Annotated in this window: 20 protein-coding genes and 1 riboswitch; of the genes, 14 read left to right on the top strand and 6 right to left on the bottom strand. The window is 63.1% G+C overall.

From position 1 onward, the window contains the following. Positions 1 to 17 precede the first annotated feature (17 nt). From Q4T40_12685 to Q4T40_12645, 9 genes are all read left to right on the top strand, one after another. A complete protein-coding gene (locus Q4T40_12685) occupies positions 18 to 974 on the top strand; it encodes a DUF1858 domain-containing protein (protein ID MDT8902104.1) in 957 nt (318 codons plus the stop codon). Beyond that, on the top strand, positions 971 to 1,627 hold the full coding sequence (locus tag Q4T40_12680) for a hypothetical protein (protein MDT8902103.1): 657 nt from the start codon (positions 971 to 973) through the stop codon (positions 1,625 to 1,627). Before Q4T40_12685 ends, Q4T40_12680 begins: the two co-directional genes overlap by 4 nt. Before the next feature lie 121 nt (positions 1,628 to 1,748). Then, positions 1,749 to 2,441 (top strand): amino acid racemase, encoded by a 693-nt coding sequence (locus Q4T40_12675; protein ID MDT8902102.1) that lies wholly within the window; start codon positions 1,749 to 1,751, stop codon positions 2,439 to 2,441. Between the two features lie 117 nt (positions 2,442 to 2,558). Continuing rightward, positions 2,559 to 2,668, top strand: a riboswitch (TPP riboswitch). Positions 2,669 to 2,763: 95 nt separating this feature from the next. Next, positions 2,764 to 3,585 (top strand): hydroxyethylthiazole kinase, encoded by an 822-nt coding sequence (thiM, locus tag Q4T40_12670; protein ID MDT8902101.1) that lies wholly within the window; start codon positions 2,764 to 2,766, stop codon positions 3,583 to 3,585. Between the two features lie 2 nt (positions 3,586 to 3,587). Beyond that, positions 3,588 to 4,088 carry an energy coupling factor transporter S component ThiW gene (gene thiW / locus Q4T40_12665; GenBank protein ID MDT8902100.1) on the top strand — a complete coding sequence of 167 codons (501 nt, stop codon included), beginning with the start codon at positions 3,588 to 3,590 and terminating at the stop codon, positions 4,086 to 4,088. 141 nt (positions 4,089 to 4,229) lie between these two features. Then, complete coding sequence (locus Q4T40_12660) at positions 4,230 to 5,615, top strand: MATE family efflux transporter (GenBank protein MDT8902099.1); 1,386 nt, start codon at positions 4,230 to 4,232, stop codon at positions 5,613 to 5,615. A 126-nt stretch (positions 5,616 to 5,741) separates the two neighbouring features. Beyond that, a complete protein-coding gene (locus Q4T40_12655) occupies positions 5,742 to 5,909 on the top strand; it encodes a hypothetical protein (GenBank protein ID MDT8902098.1) in 168 nt (55 codons plus the stop codon). A 189-nt stretch (positions 5,910 to 6,098) separates the two neighbouring features. Then, positions 6,099 to 8,660: a diguanylate cyclase gene (locus Q4T40_12650; GenBank protein ID MDT8902097.1), complete on the top strand. Its 2,562-nt coding sequence runs from the start codon at positions 6,099 to 6,101 to the stop codon at positions 8,658 to 8,660. 24 nt (positions 8,661 to 8,684) lie between these two features. Next, complete coding sequence (locus tag Q4T40_12645; GenBank protein ID MDT8902096.1) at positions 8,685 to 9,266, top strand: hypothetical protein; 582 nt, start codon at positions 8,685 to 8,687, stop codon at positions 9,264 to 9,266. A 67-nt stretch (positions 9,267 to 9,333) separates the two neighbouring features. On the opposite strand, the gene Q4T40_12640 is transcribed toward Q4T40_12645, so the two are convergent. The 5 genes from Q4T40_12640 to Q4T40_12620 form a co-directional block, all read right to left on the bottom strand. After that, positions 9,334 to 9,786 carry a hypothetical protein gene (locus tag Q4T40_12640; GenBank protein ID MDT8902095.1) on the bottom strand — a complete coding sequence of 151 codons (453 nt, stop codon included), beginning with the start codon at positions 9,784 to 9,786 and terminating at the stop codon, positions 9,334 to 9,336. A gap of 160 nt (positions 9,787 to 9,946) precedes the next feature. After that, entirely contained in the window at positions 9,947 to 10,132 is a 186-nt protein-coding gene (locus tag Q4T40_12635; protein ID MDT8902094.1) for a hypothetical protein, read from the bottom strand. A gap of 174 nt (positions 10,133 to 10,306) precedes the next feature. Beyond that, a complete protein-coding gene (locus Q4T40_12630; GenBank protein ID MDT8902093.1) occupies positions 10,307 to 10,741 on the bottom strand; it encodes a hypothetical protein in 435 nt (144 codons plus the stop codon). Between the two features lie 47 nt (positions 10,742 to 10,788). Beyond that, entirely contained in the window at positions 10,789 to 11,331 is a 543-nt protein-coding gene (locus tag Q4T40_12625) for a hypothetical protein (protein ID MDT8902092.1), read from the bottom strand. Between the two features lie 61 nt (positions 11,332 to 11,392). Beyond that, positions 11,393 to 12,295 (bottom strand): tetratricopeptide repeat protein, encoded by a 903-nt coding sequence (locus Q4T40_12620; protein MDT8902091.1) that lies wholly within the window; start codon positions 12,293 to 12,295, stop codon positions 11,393 to 11,395. 225 nt (positions 12,296 to 12,520) lie between these two features. Here Q4T40_12620 and Q4T40_12615 point away from each other — a divergent pair, with 225 nt between their 5' ends. After that, positions 12,521 to 13,288: an epoxyqueuosine reductase gene (locus Q4T40_12615; GenBank protein ID MDT8902090.1), complete on the top strand. Its 768-nt coding sequence runs from the start codon at positions 12,521 to 12,523 to the stop codon at positions 13,286 to 13,288. A 37-nt stretch (positions 13,289 to 13,325) separates the two neighbouring features. Here Q4T40_12615 and Q4T40_12610 read toward each other — a convergent pair whose 3' ends face one another. Continuing rightward, complete coding sequence (locus tag Q4T40_12610; protein ID MDT8902089.1) at positions 13,326 to 13,565, bottom strand: hypothetical protein; 240 nt, start codon at positions 13,563 to 13,565, stop codon at positions 13,326 to 13,328. A 478-nt stretch (positions 13,566 to 14,043) separates the two neighbouring features. Between Q4T40_12610 and Q4T40_12605 the strand changes: the two genes are divergently transcribed. From Q4T40_12605 to Q4T40_12590, 4 genes are all read left to right on the top strand, one after another. Then, positions 14,044 to 14,478, top strand: a complete 435-nt coding sequence (locus Q4T40_12605) for a hypothetical protein (protein ID MDT8902088.1) — start codon at positions 14,044 to 14,046, stop codon at positions 14,476 to 14,478. A gap of 82 nt (positions 14,479 to 14,560) precedes the next feature. Then, the gene (locus tag Q4T40_12600) at positions 14,561 to 15,553 is read left to right on the top strand and encodes an MBL fold metallo-hydrolase (protein ID MDT8902087.1); all 993 of its coding nucleotides are present in this window, start codon (positions 14,561 to 14,563) and stop codon (positions 15,551 to 15,553) included. A 128-nt stretch (positions 15,554 to 15,681) separates the two neighbouring features. Beyond that, positions 15,682 to 18,711 (top strand): PAS domain S-box protein, encoded by a 3,030-nt coding sequence (locus Q4T40_12595; protein MDT8902086.1) that lies wholly within the window; start codon positions 15,682 to 15,684, stop codon positions 18,709 to 18,711. Further along, positions 18,708 to 20,186, top strand: a complete 1,479-nt coding sequence (locus Q4T40_12590) for a sigma-54 dependent transcriptional regulator (protein MDT8902085.1) — start codon at positions 18,708 to 18,710, stop codon at positions 20,184 to 20,186. Before Q4T40_12595 ends, Q4T40_12590 begins: the two co-directional genes overlap by 4 nt. Positions 20,187 to 20,207: the final 21 nt, after the last annotated feature.

The following is a 20,207-nucleotide window of genomic DNA, read 5'->3' as shown; positions in this document are numbered from 1 at the left end:
TTAGGAGGAAAAACGCCATGCTGCCCAAAGGAGCCAACCTGCAGAAAATCCGCAACGGCGTCAGAACCTACGCGGTAACGCCCCACCTACCGGGAGGATTCGTCAAACCGGAAACACTCGAAACCTACGCCCGCGTCGCCAGGGAATACGGCGGCACGCTCAAACTGACCTCGGCGCAGCGCATCATGATAACCGGGCTGAAAGCCGAAGATATCGACAACGTCTGGGCCGAACTCGGCATGCAGCCCGCCATGGGCTTCGCCAACTGCGTCCGCAGCGTCAAAATCTGCCCCGGGATCGCCTTCTGCAAACGCGGCAAGCAGGACAGCGTAAAGCTCGGTCTTGAGCTCGACCGGCGCTACATCAAAAAAGAAATGCCGTCACGGCTGAAGATCGGCGTCTCCGGCTGCCCCAACTCCTGCGCGGAAGCGATCATCAAAGACATCGGCGTCATCGGCACCGACGAGGGCTGGGACGTTTACGTCGGCGGCAGCGCCGGCGCGCATCCCCGGCTGGCCGACAAGCTCGCCGCCGGCCTCGACTACGACGCCACCCTCAGGCTCGTCGACATCATCGTCGGCTACTACAAGCGGCACGCCGACATCGAGCGGCTGGGCCAGTTTATCGACCGCATCGGACTCGAAAAATTCCGCGTCGACGTACTCGCCGAATTTGCCGCCGCCCCGTCCGCCGCTGCGCCCGCCGCCGCCCATGACGCCCCCGTTCCCGCCCGTACTGGCGACGAACCCAGGCTAAAAGCCGGCGACTCCATCGCCGCCGACAGCATCATCGCCGACATCATCCGGGTATACCCCGAGACCATCCCCGTTCTTCGCGGCTTCGGCATGGGCTGCCTCGGCTGCCCCTCGGCCGCCGGCGAAGCGCTGGAAAAAGCGGCCGGCATCCACGGGCTCGAAGTAAGCGACCTGACCGTCGCCCTGAACAAAGTCGCGCTTAAGGAGGAAAAACAATGAGCGCCTTCATCGGCCCCATCCACTACTGGCTCTACGGCAAGATCCGCCTCGTCGGCCGGCGGGAGGACTACCTCCGCGAACGGGCGGCCGCGCTGTGCGGCTCCGTCGCCGAGGAGCTTCAGGAACAAGTCAGGCAGACCTACGGCTGGCCGCTGCCCGACACCGACCTGGGCGAACTCATCGACCACGACAACATCCACGGCTGGCTGCAGCGCCAGATTAAAATCGCCGAAACCCGCGAAGCCGCCTTTGTCAGCGAACTGCTCGACACCTGCGGCGACGGGGCGGCCGACCTCCTTGAGCAGGCCTTCGCCGACCACGGCCGCCTCACCGGCGAGAGCGCCAAAGCCCAGGGCAAGCACGACCTGACTATCGCCCCGGGCATCTACCGGGCCCTGGGCGACCACTACCTGAACGGCATGCCCTGCGACCAGGCTGACACTGTCATCGCCTCGGCGGATGACAGCATAACCTGGGAGACGCGCGTCTGCCTCCAACAGCCGAACTGGCGGCGGGCCGGCGCCAACGAACAGGCGATGGCGCGGCTCTACCGGGCCTGGCTGGCCGGCTTCGTCGCCGGCGCCAACCCGGCGTTCGCCTTCCGGCAGGACGGGGCGGGGGAGGGCGTCAGGAGCGAAATCTACAGAAAATAGACCGCACGAGAAGCCCCGGCGAAGTCCGGGGCTTCTCGGCAACCTGGGTTTGTCTTTTTCATCGCCTGCTGTGATATAATCGAAGTATTAGTAAGTTATCCCGGTGGCGGAGGTGCTGGTGATGAAAAAATTCGGACTGGTGGGCGGGATCGGCCCCGCGTCCACGCTCGACTACTACAAGGGGATAATCGACGCCTACCGGGACAAAACCGGCGGCGTCAGCTACCCCCTCATGGTCATCGACAGCCTCAACCTCGACGAAATGTATGCCCTGGCGGCGAACAAAACCTGGCCCGAATTCACCGACCGCCTTGTCGCCTCGGTCGAAACCCTGGCCGCCGGCGGCGCCGAATTCGCGGCCATGGCGGCCAACACCGCCCACATCGTCTTCGACGCGGTCAGCGCCCGCTCCCCGCTGCCCCTCGTCAGCATCGTCGAGGAAACATGCAAGAAGGCGCGGGACGGCGGCTGCCGCCGCGTAATCATCTTCGGCACCGCCTTCACGATGAGCAGCGGGCTATACGCGGACGCGTTCGCCAGATACGGCATCGACGCCTTCGTTCCCACCGTGGAAGAGCAGCAGGCCATCCACAACGTCATCTTCCCGAACCTCCAGGCAGGCATCGTCCTCCCCGAGGACAAAAACACAGTGCTGCGGATCGCCAGGAGGATGCTCGCCGCCGAAAACGCCGACGCCCTCATCCTCGGCTGCACCGAGTTGCCGCTGATAATCAAGGACGGCGACCTGGACGCCATCATCCTCGACACCACCCGGATACACATCGAGGCGATCGTAAATCGCCTCCTGGCCTAGGCTCGGGCGCACGTCCAAGTGAGAATTTTTGGCACGGCCGGCGAAAGTTGCCGTTAAAGTATGGAAAAATCGGCCGGATATGGTTATAATTAAGCAGAAGGCACGACGAAACAACTGGATATCGGCTGGGGGAGCCGGAGGAGCCGGCTGAGAAATAGGCCCGACCGCCTATGACCCTTAACCTGATCTGGGTAATGCCAGCGGAGGGATAGCTGCTCATTGTTCGCTTTCGGGGCGCATCCTTACGGGGAGGCGCCTTTTACGGTTTGCGCCGCTTAACCGCCCGTTTCCCATACCCGCTTCCAGGGAGGTAGATCGATCAATGGAGCTTTTGCAGGAAATCGCCGCCACCTTTGCCGCCATAAAGGCGAACACCCCCCTCGTCCATCACCTGACCAACTACGTCACCGCCAACGACAGCGCCAACATCACCCTCGCCTGCGGCGCCTCCCCCGTCATGGCCGCCGACCCCGGCGAAGCCACCGACATGGTCGCCAAAGCCGGTGCCCTGGTCCTCAACATCGGCACCCTCAACGCCGCCGCCGTCGACACCATGATCGCCACCGGCCGGCGGGCCGGCGACCTCGGCGTCCCCATAATCCTCGACCCGGTGGGCGCCGGCGCCACCCCGGCCCGCACCGACGCCGCCGGCCGCATCGTTCGCGAAACCAGCCCGGCGGTAATCAGAGGCAACGCCGCGGAAATCAAAACCGTCGCCGGCCTCAGCGCCGCCATTCGCGGCGTTGACTCGGCCGCCGACGAACCCGGCGGCGAAGCCGTTGCCGCCGGCCTTGCCCGTCGCCTCGGCTGCGTCGTAGCCCTCACCGGCCGGACCGACATCGTCGCCGGCGCCGGTCGCGTCTGCCGCATCGCCAACGGCCACCCCTGGCTGGCGCGCGTCACCGGCACGGGCTGCATGGCCACCTCGCTGATCGGCTGCTGCCTGGGAGCGGGCGCCTCGCCCTACGCCGCCGCCGTTACCGGCCTCGTGGTCATGGGCGTCGCCGGCGAACTCGCCCACCGGTCGCTTGGCCCGGAGGACGGCATCGGCACCTTCCGCGTCAAACTCTTCGACGCCGTCTTCAATCTGACGCCCGAGCTCCTCGTCAGTCACGCGAAAATCTCTGAAACACGGGAGGATTGACCGTGGACATCAGAAAACTGACCTTCACCGCCCTGTTCGTCGCCCTCGGCGTACTCACCGCCCAACTTGTCTACATCCCCGTGGGCGTCTCCAAATGCTTCCCCGTCCAGCACGCCATCAACATCCTGCTGGCCGTGCTTCTCGGCACCAGATACTCGGTCAACGCCGCCTTCGCCACCTCGCTCCTGCGCAACTTCCTCGGCACGGGCTCGCTGCTCGCCTTCCCCGGCAGCATGATCGGCGCCGCGCTCGCCGGCATCCTCTACCGCCGGACCAACAGCATCCTCTGGGCGGCGGTCGGCGAACTCGTCGGCACCGGCCTCATCGGCGCGCTGGTCGCCTTCCCGGTCGCCAAATACCTCATCGGCTCCAAGGCTGGCGCCCTGTTCTTCGTCATCCCCTTCGCCGTCAGCTCCGCCGGCGGCGCGGTGATCGCATGCCTGCTCTACTACACCCCGGTCGTCGGCGTCGTCCGCGAGTGGCTCGGCGCCCGGCCCCGCTAACCCCAGGCTGCCCCAAATTTCTCTAGCGCTCTTCGCGCAAGGCTTCCGGGAAAGCCCGGAGGCCTTGTTTGCTGCTTATTCCCATGAGAACCGGAAAAACAATAAGCCAATACTAAATTAGAACGAAAGGAGGGGGACATATTGCCGGCAAACGCGCGCCAAGCAACGGACGACCGCAGCAGCCTGGGACGAAAAAACATCGGTACCCTCATCTGGGATTTCTCCGTGCCCGCCATCACCGGCATGCTCGTCAACGCCCTCTACAACATCGTCGACAGCATCTTCGTCGGCCACGGCGTGGGCGCTGTCGGCCTGGCGGCGGTCACCATCGCCTTCCCGATAATGATCGCCTTCATGGGTTTCGGCATGCTCGTCGGCGTCGGCGCTACCACCCTCGTATCCATCCGCATCGGCCAGCAGAACATCGCCGAAGCCGAAAAAATCCTCGGCAACGCCTTCGTCCTCGGACTGACGGTTGCCGTGAGCATGTCGGCCGTCCTGCTTTCCTTCCTCGACCCCGTCCTCGCCCTCCTTGGAGCGGAAGAGACCGTACTGCCATACGCCCGCGACTTCACCTCCGTCATCCTCGCCGGCAGCGTCTTCATGTTCACCGGGTTTGGGCTCAACAACATCATCCGCGCCGAAGGCCACCCCCGCATCGCCATGATGACGATGATCCTGTCCGCCTTCCTCAACACCCTCCTCAACCCCCTGTTCATCTTCGTCCTCGGCCTCGGCATCAAAGGCTCGGCGCTCGCCACCGTCATCTCGCAGGCCGTATCCGCCGCATGGGTGATCGCCCATTTCCGCAGCCGGCGGAGCCTGCTTCGGCTGCGCGGCGCCAACATGGCGCCCGACCGGCGGCTTATCGCAAAAATCGTCGTCATGGGCTCGTCGGCCTTCTTCATGCAGATTGCCGCCAGCTTCGTCGCCGGCCTGTTCAACAACATCCTCATCATCCACGGCGGGCAGACGGCCGTGGCCGCGATGGGCATCATCAACCGCGTCTCGCTGCTCGTCCTCATGCCCATCTTCGGCATCAGCCAGGGTACCCAGCCGGTCATCGGCTACAACTACGGAGCGAAAAACTTCAGGCGGGTCAGGGAAGCGGTGATCAAGGGCAGCATCGCCGCCACCGCCGTCGCCGTCACCGGCTTCGTCATCGTCGAACTGTTCGACGCCTATATCATCCGCATGTTCAGCTCCGAAGCCGACCTCATCGCCCTGGGCGCGACCGGGCTTAAAATATTCATGGCCATGCTGCCCGTCATCGGCTTCCAGGTCATGGGGGCGGGCTTCTTCCAGGCGATCGGCAAACCCATGCACTCCCTGCTGCTCAGCATGTCCCGGCAGCTTCTCATCCTCATCCCGGCGCTACTGATCCTGCCGCGCTTCATCGGCCTGCAGGGTGTATGGCTCGCCGGGCCGATCGCCGACTTCGGCGCCGCGCTCGTCACCGCTGCCCTCGTCGTCGCCCAGGTCAGGCGGCTGGCCGCAGCCGAAGAGGAATTTTCGCCGCGCGGGTAGCATCTTTTCCCGCCGGCGGCTCATAATAACCACAGAGTGCCGGCGGAATCTACCGGGCGCTAATACGCAAGGCAGGTTCCCGGGCATGCCATGGGCGGCGGCCTGCCTTTTGTCAAGGGGTGATTAATGATGGAAAAATGGAACGAGGTAAAGACTCAGACGCTCCGCCCCGAGGAGATCGAAGCCCTGCTGGCCAAGGAATTCGGCGAAAAAGTCAACCCGGTCAACCATGAGGAACTGGCGAAAAAACACCGCAGCCAGCAGCTCAATAACGAAAGAACCTTCCGGCGGTAAACGCAAAGGGGAGCTCCGGCTAAAGTCGGGAGTTCCCCTTTAACGGTTATTTACCAGGCCGGGCGCACGGCTTGGGCAACCTACGAAAAGAAGTCAGTCCGCAGCAGGCAGACAATGGCAGGGAAAATACATGGCCTGTCGAATGAGTAACCAAAAACCACACGTTACCAGCACAGGGTGGGGGAGTCAATGGAAACCGACGGCGCCGCGTTCCGCCAGCAAAAACTGTCCGCGTTCCAATTGCAAAGCGAATACCTGGAAGCGCTGCACCGCATAGCTCTGGGCCTCATGCGCCGCCGGGACCTTGACTCGCTGCTCGAAGAGATAACCGTCCGAGCGGCCGGCCTTCTTCATACCCCGAACGCCTTTCTCTACATTCTTGCCGACGACGGCGAAACGATGGAAATGAAGGTCGGCGTCGGCCACCACCGGTCGCAGCTCGGCGCGCGCCGCCGCCCCGGGGAAGGTTTTGTCGGCAAGGTCTGGCAGGAGGGCGCTATTGCCGCCGAACAGAGGGTGTGGCAAACAGGCCCCGGCGGGGAAGGGGCGACGGGCGTCGCGGGAACGATCGTCGGCGTGCCTTTATGGAGCGACCGGCAAGTTATCGGCGTCCTCGGTTTCAACATCATGGCGGAAAACTATCTTCCCGGCGAGGAAGAAAAAGCCCTGCTCCAGCGGTTCGCGGAGCTGTCCTCCATCGCCGTCGGCAACGCGCGGCTATACGCCAAGCTGCAGAACGAACTCGCCGAACGCGCCCGCGTCGAAGAACTTCTTCGCCGGCAGAACCGCCACCTGGAACTGCTCCATATGCTGTCGGTCCGCCTGATGACCCGCTTCGAAGCGCAGGAACTGCTGGCCAACATCCTCGACGGCGCCTGCGAACTGGTGGAAACCCCACACGGCTACTTTTACCTGGCCGCACCAGGCGCCAGCCGCATGGAAGTCAAAGTCGCCCGGGGTTTCTATCGCGGGGTTATCGGCAAACAGCTCAAGCCTGGCGAAGAAATGTCGGGACGGATATGGCAGAGCGGCCAAAGCTTCGTTACCGACGACTACAGCACGGAACCCGGCCGCAACCCCGACCCCGGCCACGATGCCGTGCGCGCCTGGATCGGCATACCGCTCAAGAGGGGGGAGGAAGTCCTTGGCGTATTCTGCCTCGCCCGTATCGCCACCGACCGGACCTTCAGCGCCGAAGAGACCGTCATCCTCAAGCAGTTCGCCGAACTCGCCTCCCTTGCCCTCAGCAACGCCAGGCTATACGAGGCCCTTGAAGGAGAACTGGCGGAACGGACCCGCGCGGAAGCGGCGCTGCGGGAAAGCGAAGCTTCATACCGCACGCTGGCCGAAAACCTCCCCGGCATCGTCTACCGTGTCTTTCTCCGCGAAAACGGCCGGGTCCGCTTTTTCAACGCCATGCTCCAGGCCATCACCGGCTACCGCCCGGAAGAACTGACCGGCGGCGGGCTGTGCCCGCTGGGGGGAATCGTGGCGGCGGCCGACAGGGAAAGGGTGGAGGCGGCCTGCCAGGGCGCGATCGACGACAACCGGCCGTTCGAGGTCGAATACGGCATCACCCGCAAAGACGGCGGCGCGCGCACCGTCATCGAACGGGCCCGGCCGGTGAGCGGCGCCGACGGGCCGCCCCTGTACGTCGAAGGCGTCATCATGGACATTACCGCCCAGAAAAGCGTACAGGACAAACTACTGTTTATCAGCACCCGCGACGGCCTGACCTCTCTTTACAACCGCGCCTACTTCGAGGCCGAACTCGACCGGCGCGAGAACGCGGGCGACGGGCCTGTCGGCATAATCGTCTGCGACATCAACGGCCTGAAGCTCATCAACGACGCCATGGGGCACGCCGTCGGCGACATCATGCTGGTAGCTGCGGCGAAAATACTCAAAGATGCTTTCCGCCGGGAAGACATCGTCGCCCGCATAGGCGGCGACGAATACGCCGTCCTCATGCCCGACGCCACCGACCGCGCGGTCGAGGCCGCCTGCCGCAGGGTGCGGGATGCCATCGAGGCATACAACGACACGCAAACAGGCGTGTACCTAAGCCTGTCCCTCGGCCACGCGGTCGGGCGGCGGTGCGGCGAAAGCATCCGTGCCCTGCTCCGCGAAGCCGACAACAACATGTACCGCGAAAAACTCAGCCAATCGCACGGCACCCGTAGCGCCATAGTGCAGACAGCCATAAAGCTCCTCGAAGAGCGGGACTTTTTCGCCGACGAACACGCTGACAAGATAGGCCGGTTGGCCTTACGGCTGGCCCGCGGCCTGGGCTTGCCGGAAGCATCCGTCGCCGCCATGCGGCTGTTGGCAAAATACCACGACATCGGCAAAGTCGGCGTTCCCGACCACATCCTCCGCAAGCCCGGACCGCTCACCGCCGAGGAACGGGCGGAAGTGCGGCGACACTGCGAGATAGGCTACCGGATCGCCCAGTCATCGAGCGAGCTTCTGCCTGTCGCCGAATGGATACTGAAGCACCACGAGTGGTGGAACGGCGGCGGATACCCCGTCGGGCTCAGCGGCGACCAGATCCCCCGCGAATGCCGCATCCTCGCCGTAGTCGAGGCTTACGACGCCATGACCAGCGACCGTCCCTACCGCAAAGCCATGACCCACGACGAAGCCGTGGCGGAAATCGGGCGTTGCGCCGGCACCCAGTTCGACCCCGCAATAGTGCGCGTATTCCTCAGCCAGCTCGGACGCTGCGGCGTATCCGGCCGCAGACGCTGAGAAAATAGTACGGGTGGTGACGACATGAAAAAAGTCCTTATCCTGTTACTGGCATTCGCCCTGCTGACGCCGCTAGGCTCGCCGGTCTGCGCCGCCGGCGACGCGCGGCGGATTGCCCTCCTGCCTGTCGCCGCCACCGCAAAAGCCCGCGAACTGCCCGCGGTCAAGGCCAGGATAACCGCGACCATAGCCGCGTGGTTCCATACGCCGCTTCCCTCGTTCGTCAAAAAATACGAAATAATCCCGGCCGCCGAAATAACTGCGGCCCTGCCGCCGAACGGCGCCCTCGATCCCCGGCGGCCCGACCTGGCCGGCCTTGGGCAACTGGCGGCCAAGCTCGACGCCGACCTCATCCTCGGGTTCATCATAACCGACCTGGGCGAATACCAACTAAGGAACCTCGAAGGCGACCTCAAGCTCAGGACAGACCTGGAAATGCGCCTCATCGGCTTCAAGGCGGACAGCGGAAAAATCATCGACATCAAAGGCCGGGAAGACTACTTCGACGACTGGGCGGCCGACGGCGAAGCCGAAAACCTCGCCGCGGTCCTTACCGAGCGGCTGCTCGTAAAAGCGGCCGGCGGCCGGGAATTCTGGCCGCGGTAGCCTCCCGGTGGGATAAAAGGGTCTGCAGCATCGGCTGCAGACCCTTTTATCCCACCGGTAAATCAGCTTACTGGAGCTCGATGACCGGGGAAGTGATATCCGGAACATTGACGACAAACGCCACATCCTTGCCGGTGTTGCGGACCTGCAGGCTGGCCTTGCCCAAAATCGTTTTTTTGGCGTCCACCACCTGCACCTCGATATCCACGAACGCATCCTTTTCGGTCGTTATCGCCACCTGGCCGCGGTCGCTCTTCGCGACCGCCATGGTCTCCGTCTTTGAATCCAGACCGCTCGTGGTGCTCCACACCACCTGGATCGCGGCCGGCACCCTCGCCTTGCCGTCACGGCTAATATAGGGATAAGACCAGAACATATTCGTGTCGACGACATCGACCTTCAACAGCATCCTGGTCGGCTTGTCCAAATCCTGGGACGCCGCGGAGCACACCGGCGCCGCGAGCAGCATCGCCGCAAAAAGCGCCAGCACAAGGATAGAGACCGTTTTCCGGTTGATCATACAGTGGTTACCCCCTCAAAGAACTTTACCACTATTGTACCATATTTCCGGCCGGAGAAAAGTTCCAACCGGCCGGCGGCGAAAAAAATAGGCTTCGCTCCAAAGCGAAACCGAAACAAACAAAACAAGACAAGGCGGGGTGTTTATACGGAAGGGGCAGTTAAGCAGATGGTGGATGGGCGATCCGCGAAGCGGCGCAGCCGGCCTGAATAGGCTCGGTGACGCACCGGTAGGCGTAGACGAGCGGCGAACAGGCAAAGACCGTCAGGAAAGCCACTGGCACGAGCAGACAACAGAACAGCGCGAACGGTAAACCGAGGATAACGATCACGGCTTTGGGGAGCATGATGCTTGACCTCCCATAAGTGAAAGTTATAACATTCACACAACTTGATTATAACCTGTTTTGTGAAAAAAGTCCATATGCTGGAGCAAAAAAAAGTGAAATTTTTCTCAAAGTCGCACAGGCACAAAAAAACCAAGGCTTTTTTGCCTTGGTTTTTGTCCGGTTGGTTGGTCGTTAGAAGCCCGGAGTATAGACCGCCTGATAGGACCGTACCGCCTTCACGACCAGATTGTCGCCGATATCCTTGAGATCGACCAGGGTCGTCCACACGACATCGTCGGCGGTCCAGGTCTTCAGGCGAACCTTAAGGTTCGTTACCCCGTGGGGGATGGTGAACCGGTGCGGCTTATCATCCTTGGGGGTGAAAACATGGGTGGCGAACTCCCGGTTGCCGGTGGTGAGGATGGTCACCTCCGCTTTAATAATGCGGTGGAGGGTGATGGTGTCGCCGCTCTGCGGTTCCGGAGCTATATGATAGCTATTCCACAGGGAATCGTCCACCGACACCTTCACGACCGAAGGGTCGAAGGGCGACGCCGCCGCCGGCGCGGAAAAAGCCAGCAGCACCCCCAGCAGCATAAGGCCGATCACCAGTCTCGTCTTACTCACACCCACCACTCCCATCATCGTTGTCGGCAAAATCGCCGTCAGGTATATCAGCGGCCCCCGTTGGCGTAAAACGCCCTCTGGGCCACCGTCAGCTTTTCGCAGATTTCCTTGATTCGCGGTTCGACCTCGTAAGGTACCCACCGATCGGTGGGATGAACGATACGGCCGAGGAGTTTGCCGTTCTTGTCATAGTCGGCCTGTTCGAGCAGCGCCACCTCCTTGGACGCGGGCTTCACCCGCAGTAGCTGGAGAGAGAAAGCCAGCTTTTCATAACCGGCGACATTCCGCTCCTGCATCTTAAGGGATTCGACCACTTCCTTGGCGCCGTTCTTTTCGTACTCGACCTTCACCCAGGCCTGGAGATAACCCTTGTCCTTGTACAGCTGCTCCGGATGCTTGGCGAAGTCGAAGGCGGAGTCGGCCGGCACATGCTGGAGAGTCTTCAGATCCAGGTAATAAGTACTGAAAGTATCCTTGGTCGCGTTGCTCAGGGGGAAATACCTGTCCTCTTCCTCGGCGGCGAACGCCGGCAGCGTCAGCAGGACGAGCAGGAGAAGGATAACGGGCAGGATCCTGGCGGCTTTGAACATGTCATACACCTCGTTATTATTTGGCTTATTTGGCATTCTTAATATCATTCGGCCCGGACGGTCAATTTCCTTCCTCGTTAGGCGGCGATCGCCGGCTTTCCGCGGCCATGCCGGCGAGAACGAGCTCTTTCTGGCGGAGGATCCTGGCGATAAAAAGATCGAAAAACTCCAGCACCCGTTTCTTATCGCCCATGAAGTTCAGGCAAGCGCCGATGCCCGCAAACGACCGGCGCACCTCCTCGTAATTGCCGAGGCCCTCGAAAATGACGCGGGCTTCCTCGAACGAGGCGCAGGCCTCATCGTAGCGGCCGGTCAACTGGTAGCACGTACCCCGGTCATAGAAGATGCGGGCCAGCTCGTGGGGCAGGTCCTGCTGCTCCAGCACGCGCCTCGCCCGCTCGTAAGCGTCGAGCGCGTCCGCGTAACGGCCGAGGCTCTGCTGGCAGCGGCCGATCAAAGCAAGCGTCTTGCCCGTTTCCTGCTCGTTGCCCTCGGCCTCGAAATGTCTGACCGCGCTCTCATACAGCACCAGCGCCGCCGCGAAAGAGCTCCTCAGCATGTGCAGATGAGCCTCCTGCAGAAGCGCGGTCGTATCCAGACCGGCGATCCGTTTGCGGAAAAAAACCTCATCGCCGCGGTCGTCAACATTCTTGGCCACCGCCTTCAGCTCCCGCACCGCGCTCTTCACATCGCCGTCCGGACCGGGATCGAGGACGGCGCGGAGGATCTCCGGCCACGAGTTGCCGTTTTCCTCGCCGTATGCCGCCGCCAGATTCTTCAGATTGACGACATCCTCATTATTCTGGATGAGAAACTTCACCTTGGCGAAATCGTCCAGCAGCAGGAAATGGAAAACGCCGGCCTCGATAACATCCGACAGGGGAACCTTGAGATTCTTCAGAGCCTTCACCGCCGTCACATTCACCCGGGCGCTCACCGTAGCCTTCTCGTTCGTTGTCGCCATAATCGCTCTCCCGCCTTTGATCATCACCAATATTTTACTATCATTGCAGGCCGCTTTCAAGAAAACAAATACAAACTAAGGGCATTTTACGCCGCATTCGCGGATTAAGTAATAACCGGGCGTCAATTTGTAAGACGCCGGTCGCGCTTTTTCGCGTCTGCCCGCAGAAGGAATCCGGCCGCACGGTCGCCAACTATTCCCTTATCCAGTAAAGGAGATGATAACATGCGGCTTGAACAATTAGCGGCGGCGGCGGCGAACTTCGCGGCCGAAAGCCCGCTGAACCGGGTGCCGTCGCTCGGCGGCCTGCAAATTTTCGACCCGCCGCTCATGGGCGTCGCCGCGCCCGACGACCCGCTCTTCGCCCGCCTGAAAGAACCGGCAGCCATCGGGCCCCACCACCTTTCGCCCCATGAATGGCTGCCCGCCGCGGGCGCCGTGGTATCCTACTTTCTGCCCTTCACCGCCGCCGTGCGCCACGCCAATCGCCAGCCCGGCCTGCCCGCCGCCGAATGGCTCTACGGCCGGTTCGAAGGGGAAATGTTCAACGACGCGCTGCGCCGCCACCTGGCCGACCTCCTCGCTCAGGCCGGCCACCAGGCCCTCGTGCCCGTCCTTGAACCGCGCTTCGCCGTCGTAGAGCGGCGCAGCAACTGGTCGGAGCGGCATGTCGCCCACATCGCCGGCCTGGGAACCTTCAGCCTCAACTGCTCCCTCATCACCACCCGCGGTGCCGCCGGCCGGCTCGGCAGCCTCGTCACCAGCCTGGCGCTTGAGCCCACCCCGCGCCCCTACACCGGCACCCACGAATACTGCACCAACTGCGGCGCCTGCATCGGCCGCTGCCCGCCGGCCGCCATCGACGGGAACGGCAAGCGCCACCAGCCCTGCTCGGATTACCTCGACGCCGTGAAAATTCGCTTTCAGCCGCGGTACGGCTGCGGGAAATGCCAGACCGCCGTGCCCTGCGAGGACCGTATCCCCGGCCGATAATAAAAATCCCCGCCAGCGGCGGGGATTTTTGTGCGCCTCACGACAAGCGCGGCTCGGAGCGGGGCTTGACCGGCGTGTTCGCCGTGGCGTCGCTGGCCGCGTTGCTGAAATCCTCCGGGTCGCCCGCGGTCTGCCTGGCGCTCGGCCGACCGTCGCCGCCCGCCCGCAACTCGTCCTGGATCTGTCCGCCCGTGCGGGGCGGGAAATAATTCACCGGCGGCGCCTCCGACGTATGGACGTCAAACTCGGGCTGCATATCGAAACCGCGGTTTTTCACGGACATCACCTCCGCAGTTAGCATGCCCACAAACGATGTTAATAGCAAAAGAGGCCGCCGATAAGCCCACCACAACGGCGCAGATGAGGACTTATCGGCGGCCGAAAACAAAACCGAGGGGGAGGCTTGCGCCTCCCCCCGTTAAGCACCATCCTTACAGTATAACCGATACTGACAGACTGGAAACCTCCATTACACTCGTTTGCATCTTCGCTTGGGCTGACTGGTACACGAATCTGTGAGTCGAAATCTTGCAGGGGAAACGAAAAACACTACCCTTTTGGACCGGTTGCTACTTGCTAGGCTCGGAAAGACTGACTTTCAACGCGCTTGCAAATTACGAACCCTGAGTCTCTGTAAGGATGGTGCTTGATTAAAGTATAGCACACCCGCCCGCCGATTACAACCCGGTCGGCGTACTTTTTTCCGCCGCGCGGACATATCATTATTAGGAAAGAAAACTGGGAGGAGATTGGAAATGAACAGCCTGGAAAGATTATTCGGCCGCATCTTCGCCGACTGGCTGCCGGGTATGCCCGCCGGGGCGAGGGAGTGGGCGGCAAGAATTCTCCCGTGGGTAATCATCGTCCTCGGCGTTCTCGGCATCCTCGCCTGGCTAAGCGTCATCGGCCTGCTTGGCGCCGCCGCCCTAAAAACCGTAGGGCTCAGCCGCGCCTTCCCGGCTTTCGCCGCCGTCGTCTTCCACGTCTTCGTCCCCATCCTCCAGGCGCTGGCCATCGCCGGCGGCTACTTCATGCTCAAGCGGCGCCGCCTGGGCTGGGAGCTCGCCTTCTACGCCCTGCTGCTCGGCATCTTCATGAACCTCGTCTGGTTAAACCCGGCCGGCCTCGTCTGGGACTTCATCTTCGCCTACCTCCTCTTCCAGCTCAAGCCCTATTACCGGGAAGGATAAACCGGCTGGCACAGGAACCGGCGGTCAGGGGCGCGAATAATCACCTGTATGGCGTTTACCCGCCAGCACAAAAGGCCAAGGAGTGATTATTCTGCCGGAAGAAATTCTCCCCGGGCTGTTCAGGCTGGAAATCCCGCTGCCCGACAATCCCCTCAAGGCGCTTAACTCCTACGTCATCATCGGCCAGGACAGGGCGCTGGTCATCGACACCGGCTTCAACCGCCCGGAATGCCTGGCGGCGATGCGCTCCGGGCTTGCCGAACTGGCCGTCGACCCGGCCCGCACCGACCTCTTCATCACCCACCTGCACGCCGACCACTCCGGGCTGGCCGCCACCCTGGCGACGGCAACATCGCGCGTCTGGTGCAGCGCCGTCGACGCCCGCGACATAAACCGCATCGTCGCCCTCGCCCCCGACGACCCGCGGTGGGAGGACATGCGCGCCTTTGCCAGCCGAAACGGCTTTCCCCCGGAAGAAGCGCGGCAGGCTGTCAGCCGTCACCCGGGCTATAAACTCGCCCCCGAAAAACAGATCGCCTTCACCGCCGTCACTGAAGGCGACCGGCTGAGCATCGGCCGCTACCAGCTCGCCTGCCTGGCCACCCCCGGCCACACCGCCGGCCATATGTGCCTGTACGAGCCGCGCGAGAAAATCCTCTTCGCCGGCGACCACCTCCTGCGCGACATAACCCCCAACATCTCCCACTGGCGCGCGGACGGCGATCCGCTCGCCCGCTACCTCGAATCCCTGGCCCGCATCGCCGCCCTCGAGGTCGGCCTGGTGCTTCCCGGACACCGGCGGCTGTTCACCGACTGCCGGACCAGGGCGGAAGAACTCATCGCCCACCACCGCCGCCGGGCCGACGAAGTCGCCGGTCTCCTCGCCGCAGGGCCTCTCACGGCCTACCAGGTCGCCGCCGGCATGAAATGGGACATGACCTACCGCAGCTGGGGCGACTTTCCGCCACCGCAGAAATGGTTCGCGGTCGGAGAAGCCATCGCCCATCTCCGCTACCTCGAAGGACGGGGAGCAATCCACCGCCAAGAGCGCGGCGGACTGATCGTCTACAGGTAACCGCCACGGAAGGAACTCGCGGAGTTCCTTCCTTCTATTTTTGCGGCAACGTAGCAAAAAATGGAAGGTTATGCACCGAAAATTGTCGAAATAAAGTAATTATCCTTAAGAACACGGTGGGTTAAAGCGTGAATTGGGACCATCCTCTCCTTACGGCGGCAATATCGTTCCTCGGCGGCGTCCTTACCGCCGGCGTGCTGTTCGCCCTCCTCCGCGCCAGCCGCTGCGGGCGGACCCTCCGCCGGAAAATCGACGCCATCCTCGCTCAGGGGCAAGCCACGCGGATCGAGGAAGACGAACAGCGGTTCCGCAACCTCGCCGACCGCGCCCCCGTACTTCTCATAGTCACGGACAGCCTCGGCGCCCCGGTCTTCTTCAACCAGACCTGGGCCGAATTCACCGGCCGGCCGCTCGCCTCTCTAAGCGGCAGGGGGTGGCTGGAACTCGTTCATCCCGACGACCTCCCGGCCTGCGAGGGCCGGCAAAAGGCGGCGACCGCGCGACGCAGGCTTTTCCGGCACGAATTCCGGCTGCGCCACGTCAGCGGCGGCTACCGCTGGATGATGGCCGTATTCATGCCCCGTTGGCACGGTGAGAACTTCGTCGGCTACATCGGCTCCTTCGCCGACATCACCGCCCATCGCCAGCTCGAGCAGGCCCTCCGCCGCCAGGTCGAATACGAAAAGATGCTCGCCGCCATCTCGGCAAAATTCGTCAGCGTCAGCCCGTCCGCCCTTGACGACGCCGTTCGGTCGGCGCTCGGAGAAATCGGCCGTTTCACCGGCGCCGACCGCGCATACATCTACCTGAGCACCGAAGACGGCCGCGAGGCCCGCCTCGCATACTACTGGAACATCGAAAACCTCCGGCCCCTGAACGGCGAAAAGCCCGCAATCGCCCTCATAGGCGAATCGTGGCTCATCCGCGAAATGAAAGCCACGGGCCGGCTCAATATTCCCAACCTCGACGCCGTGCCGGCGGGAGAAGAGCGGGAAATGCTGGCAGCCGCAGGCGTCAGATCACTCGTCGCCGTGCCGCTTGCCAGCGGCGACCGCATGCTCGGCATCCTCGGCCTCCACTCCGTCAGCCAGGCAAAAGCCTGGCGGGAAGAAGACATCATGCTCCCCAAACTGGTCGGAGAAGTCATCCTCGGAGCCATCCTCCGCTGCCAGGCCCAGACAGCCCTGGCGGTCAGCGAAGCCGAAAACAAAGCCATCCTCGCCTCCGTCCCCGACATCCTCTACCATGTCCGCGACGACGGCACCATCCTCGACATCAAGCCGTCCGGCCGCCAGGCCGGCCTGCCCGCGCCGGCGCCGGTCGGCAGCAGCATCGGCCGGCTACTGCCGGCCCACCTCGCCAAGCCCGCTATGGACGCCATCGGCCAGGTCCTCGCCGTCGGCAGGGTGCAAAGATTCGAATACTACCTCAAAACAGACAACGCCACCGCCTACTACGAAGCCCGCGTCACTAAAGCCGGCGCGCGCGACGTTCTCGTCATCGTCCGCGACATCACCGAACGGCGTCGTTCGGAAGCCTGCGACCTCCTGCTCCTCGACATCGCCGTGATGGTACTCGAGGAACGGCCGCTCGAAGACATCCTCACCTTTGCCTGCGAACAAATAAAAGCCATCTTCGACGTCAGTCTGCTGTGGGTTGGCCGCAAGGAACCCGGCGGCTCGGTCAGGCTGTTCGCCGCCGGCGAAGAGGCCACGGAATGCATCCGGGACGGAGGCGTGCGCTGGGACGACAGCCCCGCCGGCCACGGACCCACCGGCACAGCCATCCGCACCGGCAAATTCCAGCTCGCGGGCATCGACGACCCCCGCGTCCGACAATGGCGGGCCAGACTCGCCAAACACGGCGCCGTCTCCGGCGCCTCCTTCCCCCTCAAGGTAAGCGGCCTCATCCTCGGCGCACTCACCCTATTCACCGCCGACCAGGGCTTCTGGACCAAACGGACCATCGTCCATCTGACCAACTTTGCCGAGCAGATCGCCCTCGCCATTCACGCCACCACCAGCCGCCAGCGCCTTAAACTGCTCACCACCGGGCTCGAATCGGCGGTCAACGCCGTCATCATAACCGACCGGACCGGCTCCATCCAGTGGGTCAACCCGGCCTTCCTCGGTCTCACCGGCCTCGCCGCCGCGGACGTTCAGGGGAAGAACGTCCGCGGCATCTTCGCCGTCCCCGACGCCAAGACCTTCTACCTCGACCTGTGGCAGCACATCCTCGCCGGGCGGGCCTGGCAGGGGGAAATAACCAGCCGCAGCAAAGACGGCGCAAGCTACACCGCCGAAATGTCGGTAACGCCGGTGCGGGACGAGAGCGGCGAACTCGCCAACTTCCTCACCATCCTCCACGACGTCACCCGCCGCCGCCAGGCCGAACAGGAAATGCTCGAAGCCAGGGAAGCCGTCGTCAGGGCCGAGCGTCTAAGCTCGCTGGGCATCATGGCGGCCGGCATCGCCCACGAAATCAACCAGCCCCTCAACTCGCTCAAAGTCACCGCCGACGGCATGCTCTACTGGCACAACCAGGGCAAAACCCCCGCCCTCGCCAAAATCATGGAAAACATCGGCAAAATATCCAAACAGGCCGACCGCATCGACAACATCATCAAACACATGCGCTTCTTCGTGCGCAGCAGCCAGCGCGGCGAACCCGAGGCCTGCGACATCAACACCGCCGTCGAGGAAGCGCTCTCCCTGATCGGCTCCCAGCTCGCCGCCCATGCCATCGCCGTCAGAACACGCCTGGCCGCCGACCTGCCCACCGTCGCCGCCAACAACACCCAGCTCGAAGAAGTCATCATCAACCTCCTCGTCAACGCCATGCAATCCCTCGACACCGTCGACAAGCCGGACAAGCTCATCACCATCGTCACCGGCTGGCGGAAGGACGAGGTTTTCCTGGAAATCGGCGACAACGGCCCGGGGATCGGCAACAACATCAAAGGCAAAGTCTTCGAACCCTTCTTCACCACCAAACCCGCCGGCGAAGGCATGGGACTCGGCCTCTCGATCGTCCACTCCATCGTCGCCTCCTATGGCGGGCAGATAACCATCAAAGGCGCGCGCCGAAATCGGGGCGCCGTTTTCCGCATCACCTTCCCGGCCGGAGCGGGGGAGGGGAAGGGAGAAGAACAGGCATGAACATCCTCCTTGTCGAAGACGACGGCGACAGCCGGGCAGGGGTGGCCGAATTCCTGCGCGAACTGGGTCACCAGGTCGCCGAATGCGGCGACGGCGAGCAAGCCCTCGCCCTGTTCGCCGCCGGCGACTTCCCCATGGTACTGTCCGACATAAAAATGCCGCGCATGTCGGGGATCGAACTGCTCAAACGCATCCGGGCCCTCGGCGGCGAAAAACCGTGCGACATCGTCCTCTTCACCGGCCACGGCGACATGGTCACCGCCATCGAAGCCCTCCGGGCCGGCGCCTACGACTACCTCCTCAAACCCATCAGCGTCGCCGAACTCGCCGCCATCACCGAACGCATCGCCGAGCACCAGTCCCTCCTCCGCGAAAACCGGGCGCTTACCAGTCGTTTCAGCGACGAAGTCCGGGCCGCCACCGAAGAAACGCGGCGGGAAATGTCGCGGCTGAAAAAACTCGCCAGCCAGGCGGCCGGCCTCGGCAACATCGCCTTCTTCGCCCCCGAGATGCGGCGCATCGCCGCCCAGGCCGCCCGATACCACCAGGACCGGTCGATACCGGTGCTCATCGAAGGCGAAACCGGCACCGGCAAAGAAATCATCGCCCGCATCATCCACTACGGCGACTGCAAAGACCCGGCCCCGCTCATCGACGTCAACTGCGCCGCCCTCACCGCCAGCCTCTTCGAAAGCGAATTCTTCGGCTACGAGCCCGGCGCCTTCACCGGCGGACTCGCCAAAGGCCAGAAGGGTAAACTCGACCTGGCGCAGGGCGGCACGGTCCTGCTCGACGAAGTGGGCGAACTTCCCGTCGACCTGCAGGGCAAACTCCTCCGCGTCATCCAGGAAAAACAATTCTACCGCGTAGGCGGCCTCAGAAAAGTCGCCGCCGACGTGCGCATAATCTGCGCCACCAACGCCGACCTCGGCCAGCGGGTCGAGCGGGGCACCTTCCGCAAAGACCTGTTCTACCGCCTCAAAGTCGGCCATATCGTCATCCCGCCCCTCAGGCAGCGCCGCGAAGAGATCCTGCCCCTCGCCGAGCTCTTCCTGCGCGAATTCGCCGCCCTCAAAGGGCGCCGCTTCAAAACGATCGACCCGGACGCCGCCGACCTACTTCTCGCCTACGACTGGCCGGGGAACGTCCGCGAACTGCGCAACACCATCGAATGGGTCGCCTTCATGTTCGACGACGTCGCCGTACAAGCCGCCCACCTCGGCAGCCTTACCAAGGGCCTTCCCCCGCTGAGCCGCGGCGGCGCCGCGCCGGGACCCGCGCTCAACCCCGCCGAATTCACCCTCCCTGCCGGCGGCTTCAACCTTGAAGACTACGTCGACCGCATCGTCCAACAGGCGTTAACCCTCTGCCGCGGCAACAAAACCGCCGCCGCCCGCTACCTCGGCATATCGCGCCGTTCTCTCTACTGCCGGCTGGAAAGAATAAAAAACGGCCCGCAGCCCGGAGCCGACTGACGCCGCCGGAATAATAACCGC

It is taken from the genome of Selenomonadales bacterium 4137-cl (assembly GCA_032334055.1).
GTDB classification, from domain to species: Bacteria; Bacillota; Negativicutes; order Sporomusales; family UBA7701; genus Anaeroselena; species Anaeroselena agilis.
The sequence above is the reverse complement of the archived record's forward strand: the minus strand, read 5'-3'. Positions and strand labels throughout refer to the sequence as shown.

Excerpts from the sequence above, each read along its gene's own strand:
- Q4T40_12620 (MDT8902091.1), bottom strand. The coding sequence starts at position 12,295 with ATGGCGACAACGAACGAGAAGGCTACGGTGAGCGCCCGGGTGAATGTG.
- Q4T40_12685 (MDT8902104.1), top strand. The coding sequence starts at position 18 with ATGCTGCCCAAAGGAGCCAACCTGCAGAAAATCCGCAACGGCGTCAGA.
- Q4T40_12605 (MDT8902088.1), top strand. The coding sequence starts at position 14,044 with ATGAACAGCCTGGAAAGATTATTCGGCCGCATCTTCGCCGACTGGCTG.
- Q4T40_12650 (MDT8902097.1), top strand. The coding sequence starts at position 6,099 with ATGGAAACCGACGGCGCCGCGTTCCGCCAGCAAAAACTGTCCGCGTTC.
- Q4T40_12645 (MDT8902096.1), top strand. The coding sequence starts at position 8,685 with ATGAAAAAAGTCCTTATCCTGTTACTGGCATTCGCCCTGCTGACGCCG.
- Q4T40_12615 (MDT8902090.1), top strand. The coding sequence starts at position 12,521 with ATGCGGCTTGAACAATTAGCGGCGGCGGCGGCGAACTTCGCGGCCGAA.
- Q4T40_12640 (MDT8902095.1), bottom strand. The coding sequence starts at position 9,786 with ATGATCAACCGGAAAACGGTCTCTATCCTTGTGCTGGCGCTTTTTGCG.
- Q4T40_12680 (MDT8902103.1), top strand. The coding sequence starts at position 971 with ATGAGCGCCTTCATCGGCCCCATCCACTACTGGCTCTACGGCAAGATC.
- Q4T40_12655 (MDT8902098.1), top strand. The coding sequence starts at position 5,742 with ATGATGGAAAAATGGAACGAGGTAAAGACTCAGACGCTCCGCCCCGAG.
- Q4T40_12590 (MDT8902085.1), top strand. The coding sequence starts at position 18,708 with ATGAACATCCTCCTTGTCGAAGACGACGGCGACAGCCGGGCAGGGGTG.
- thiM (MDT8902101.1), top strand. The coding sequence starts at position 2,764 with ATGGAGCTTTTGCAGGAAATCGCCGCCACCTTTGCCGCCATAAAGGCG.
- Q4T40_12635 (MDT8902094.1), bottom strand. The coding sequence starts at position 10,132 with ATGCTCCCCAAAGCCGTGATCGTTATCCTCGGTTTACCGTTCGCGCTG.
- Q4T40_12625 (MDT8902092.1), bottom strand. The coding sequence starts at position 11,331 with ATGTTCAAAGCCGCCAGGATCCTGCCCGTTATCCTTCTCCTGCTCGTC.
- Q4T40_12675 (MDT8902102.1), top strand. The coding sequence starts at position 1,749 with ATGAAAAAATTCGGACTGGTGGGCGGGATCGGCCCCGCGTCCACGCTC.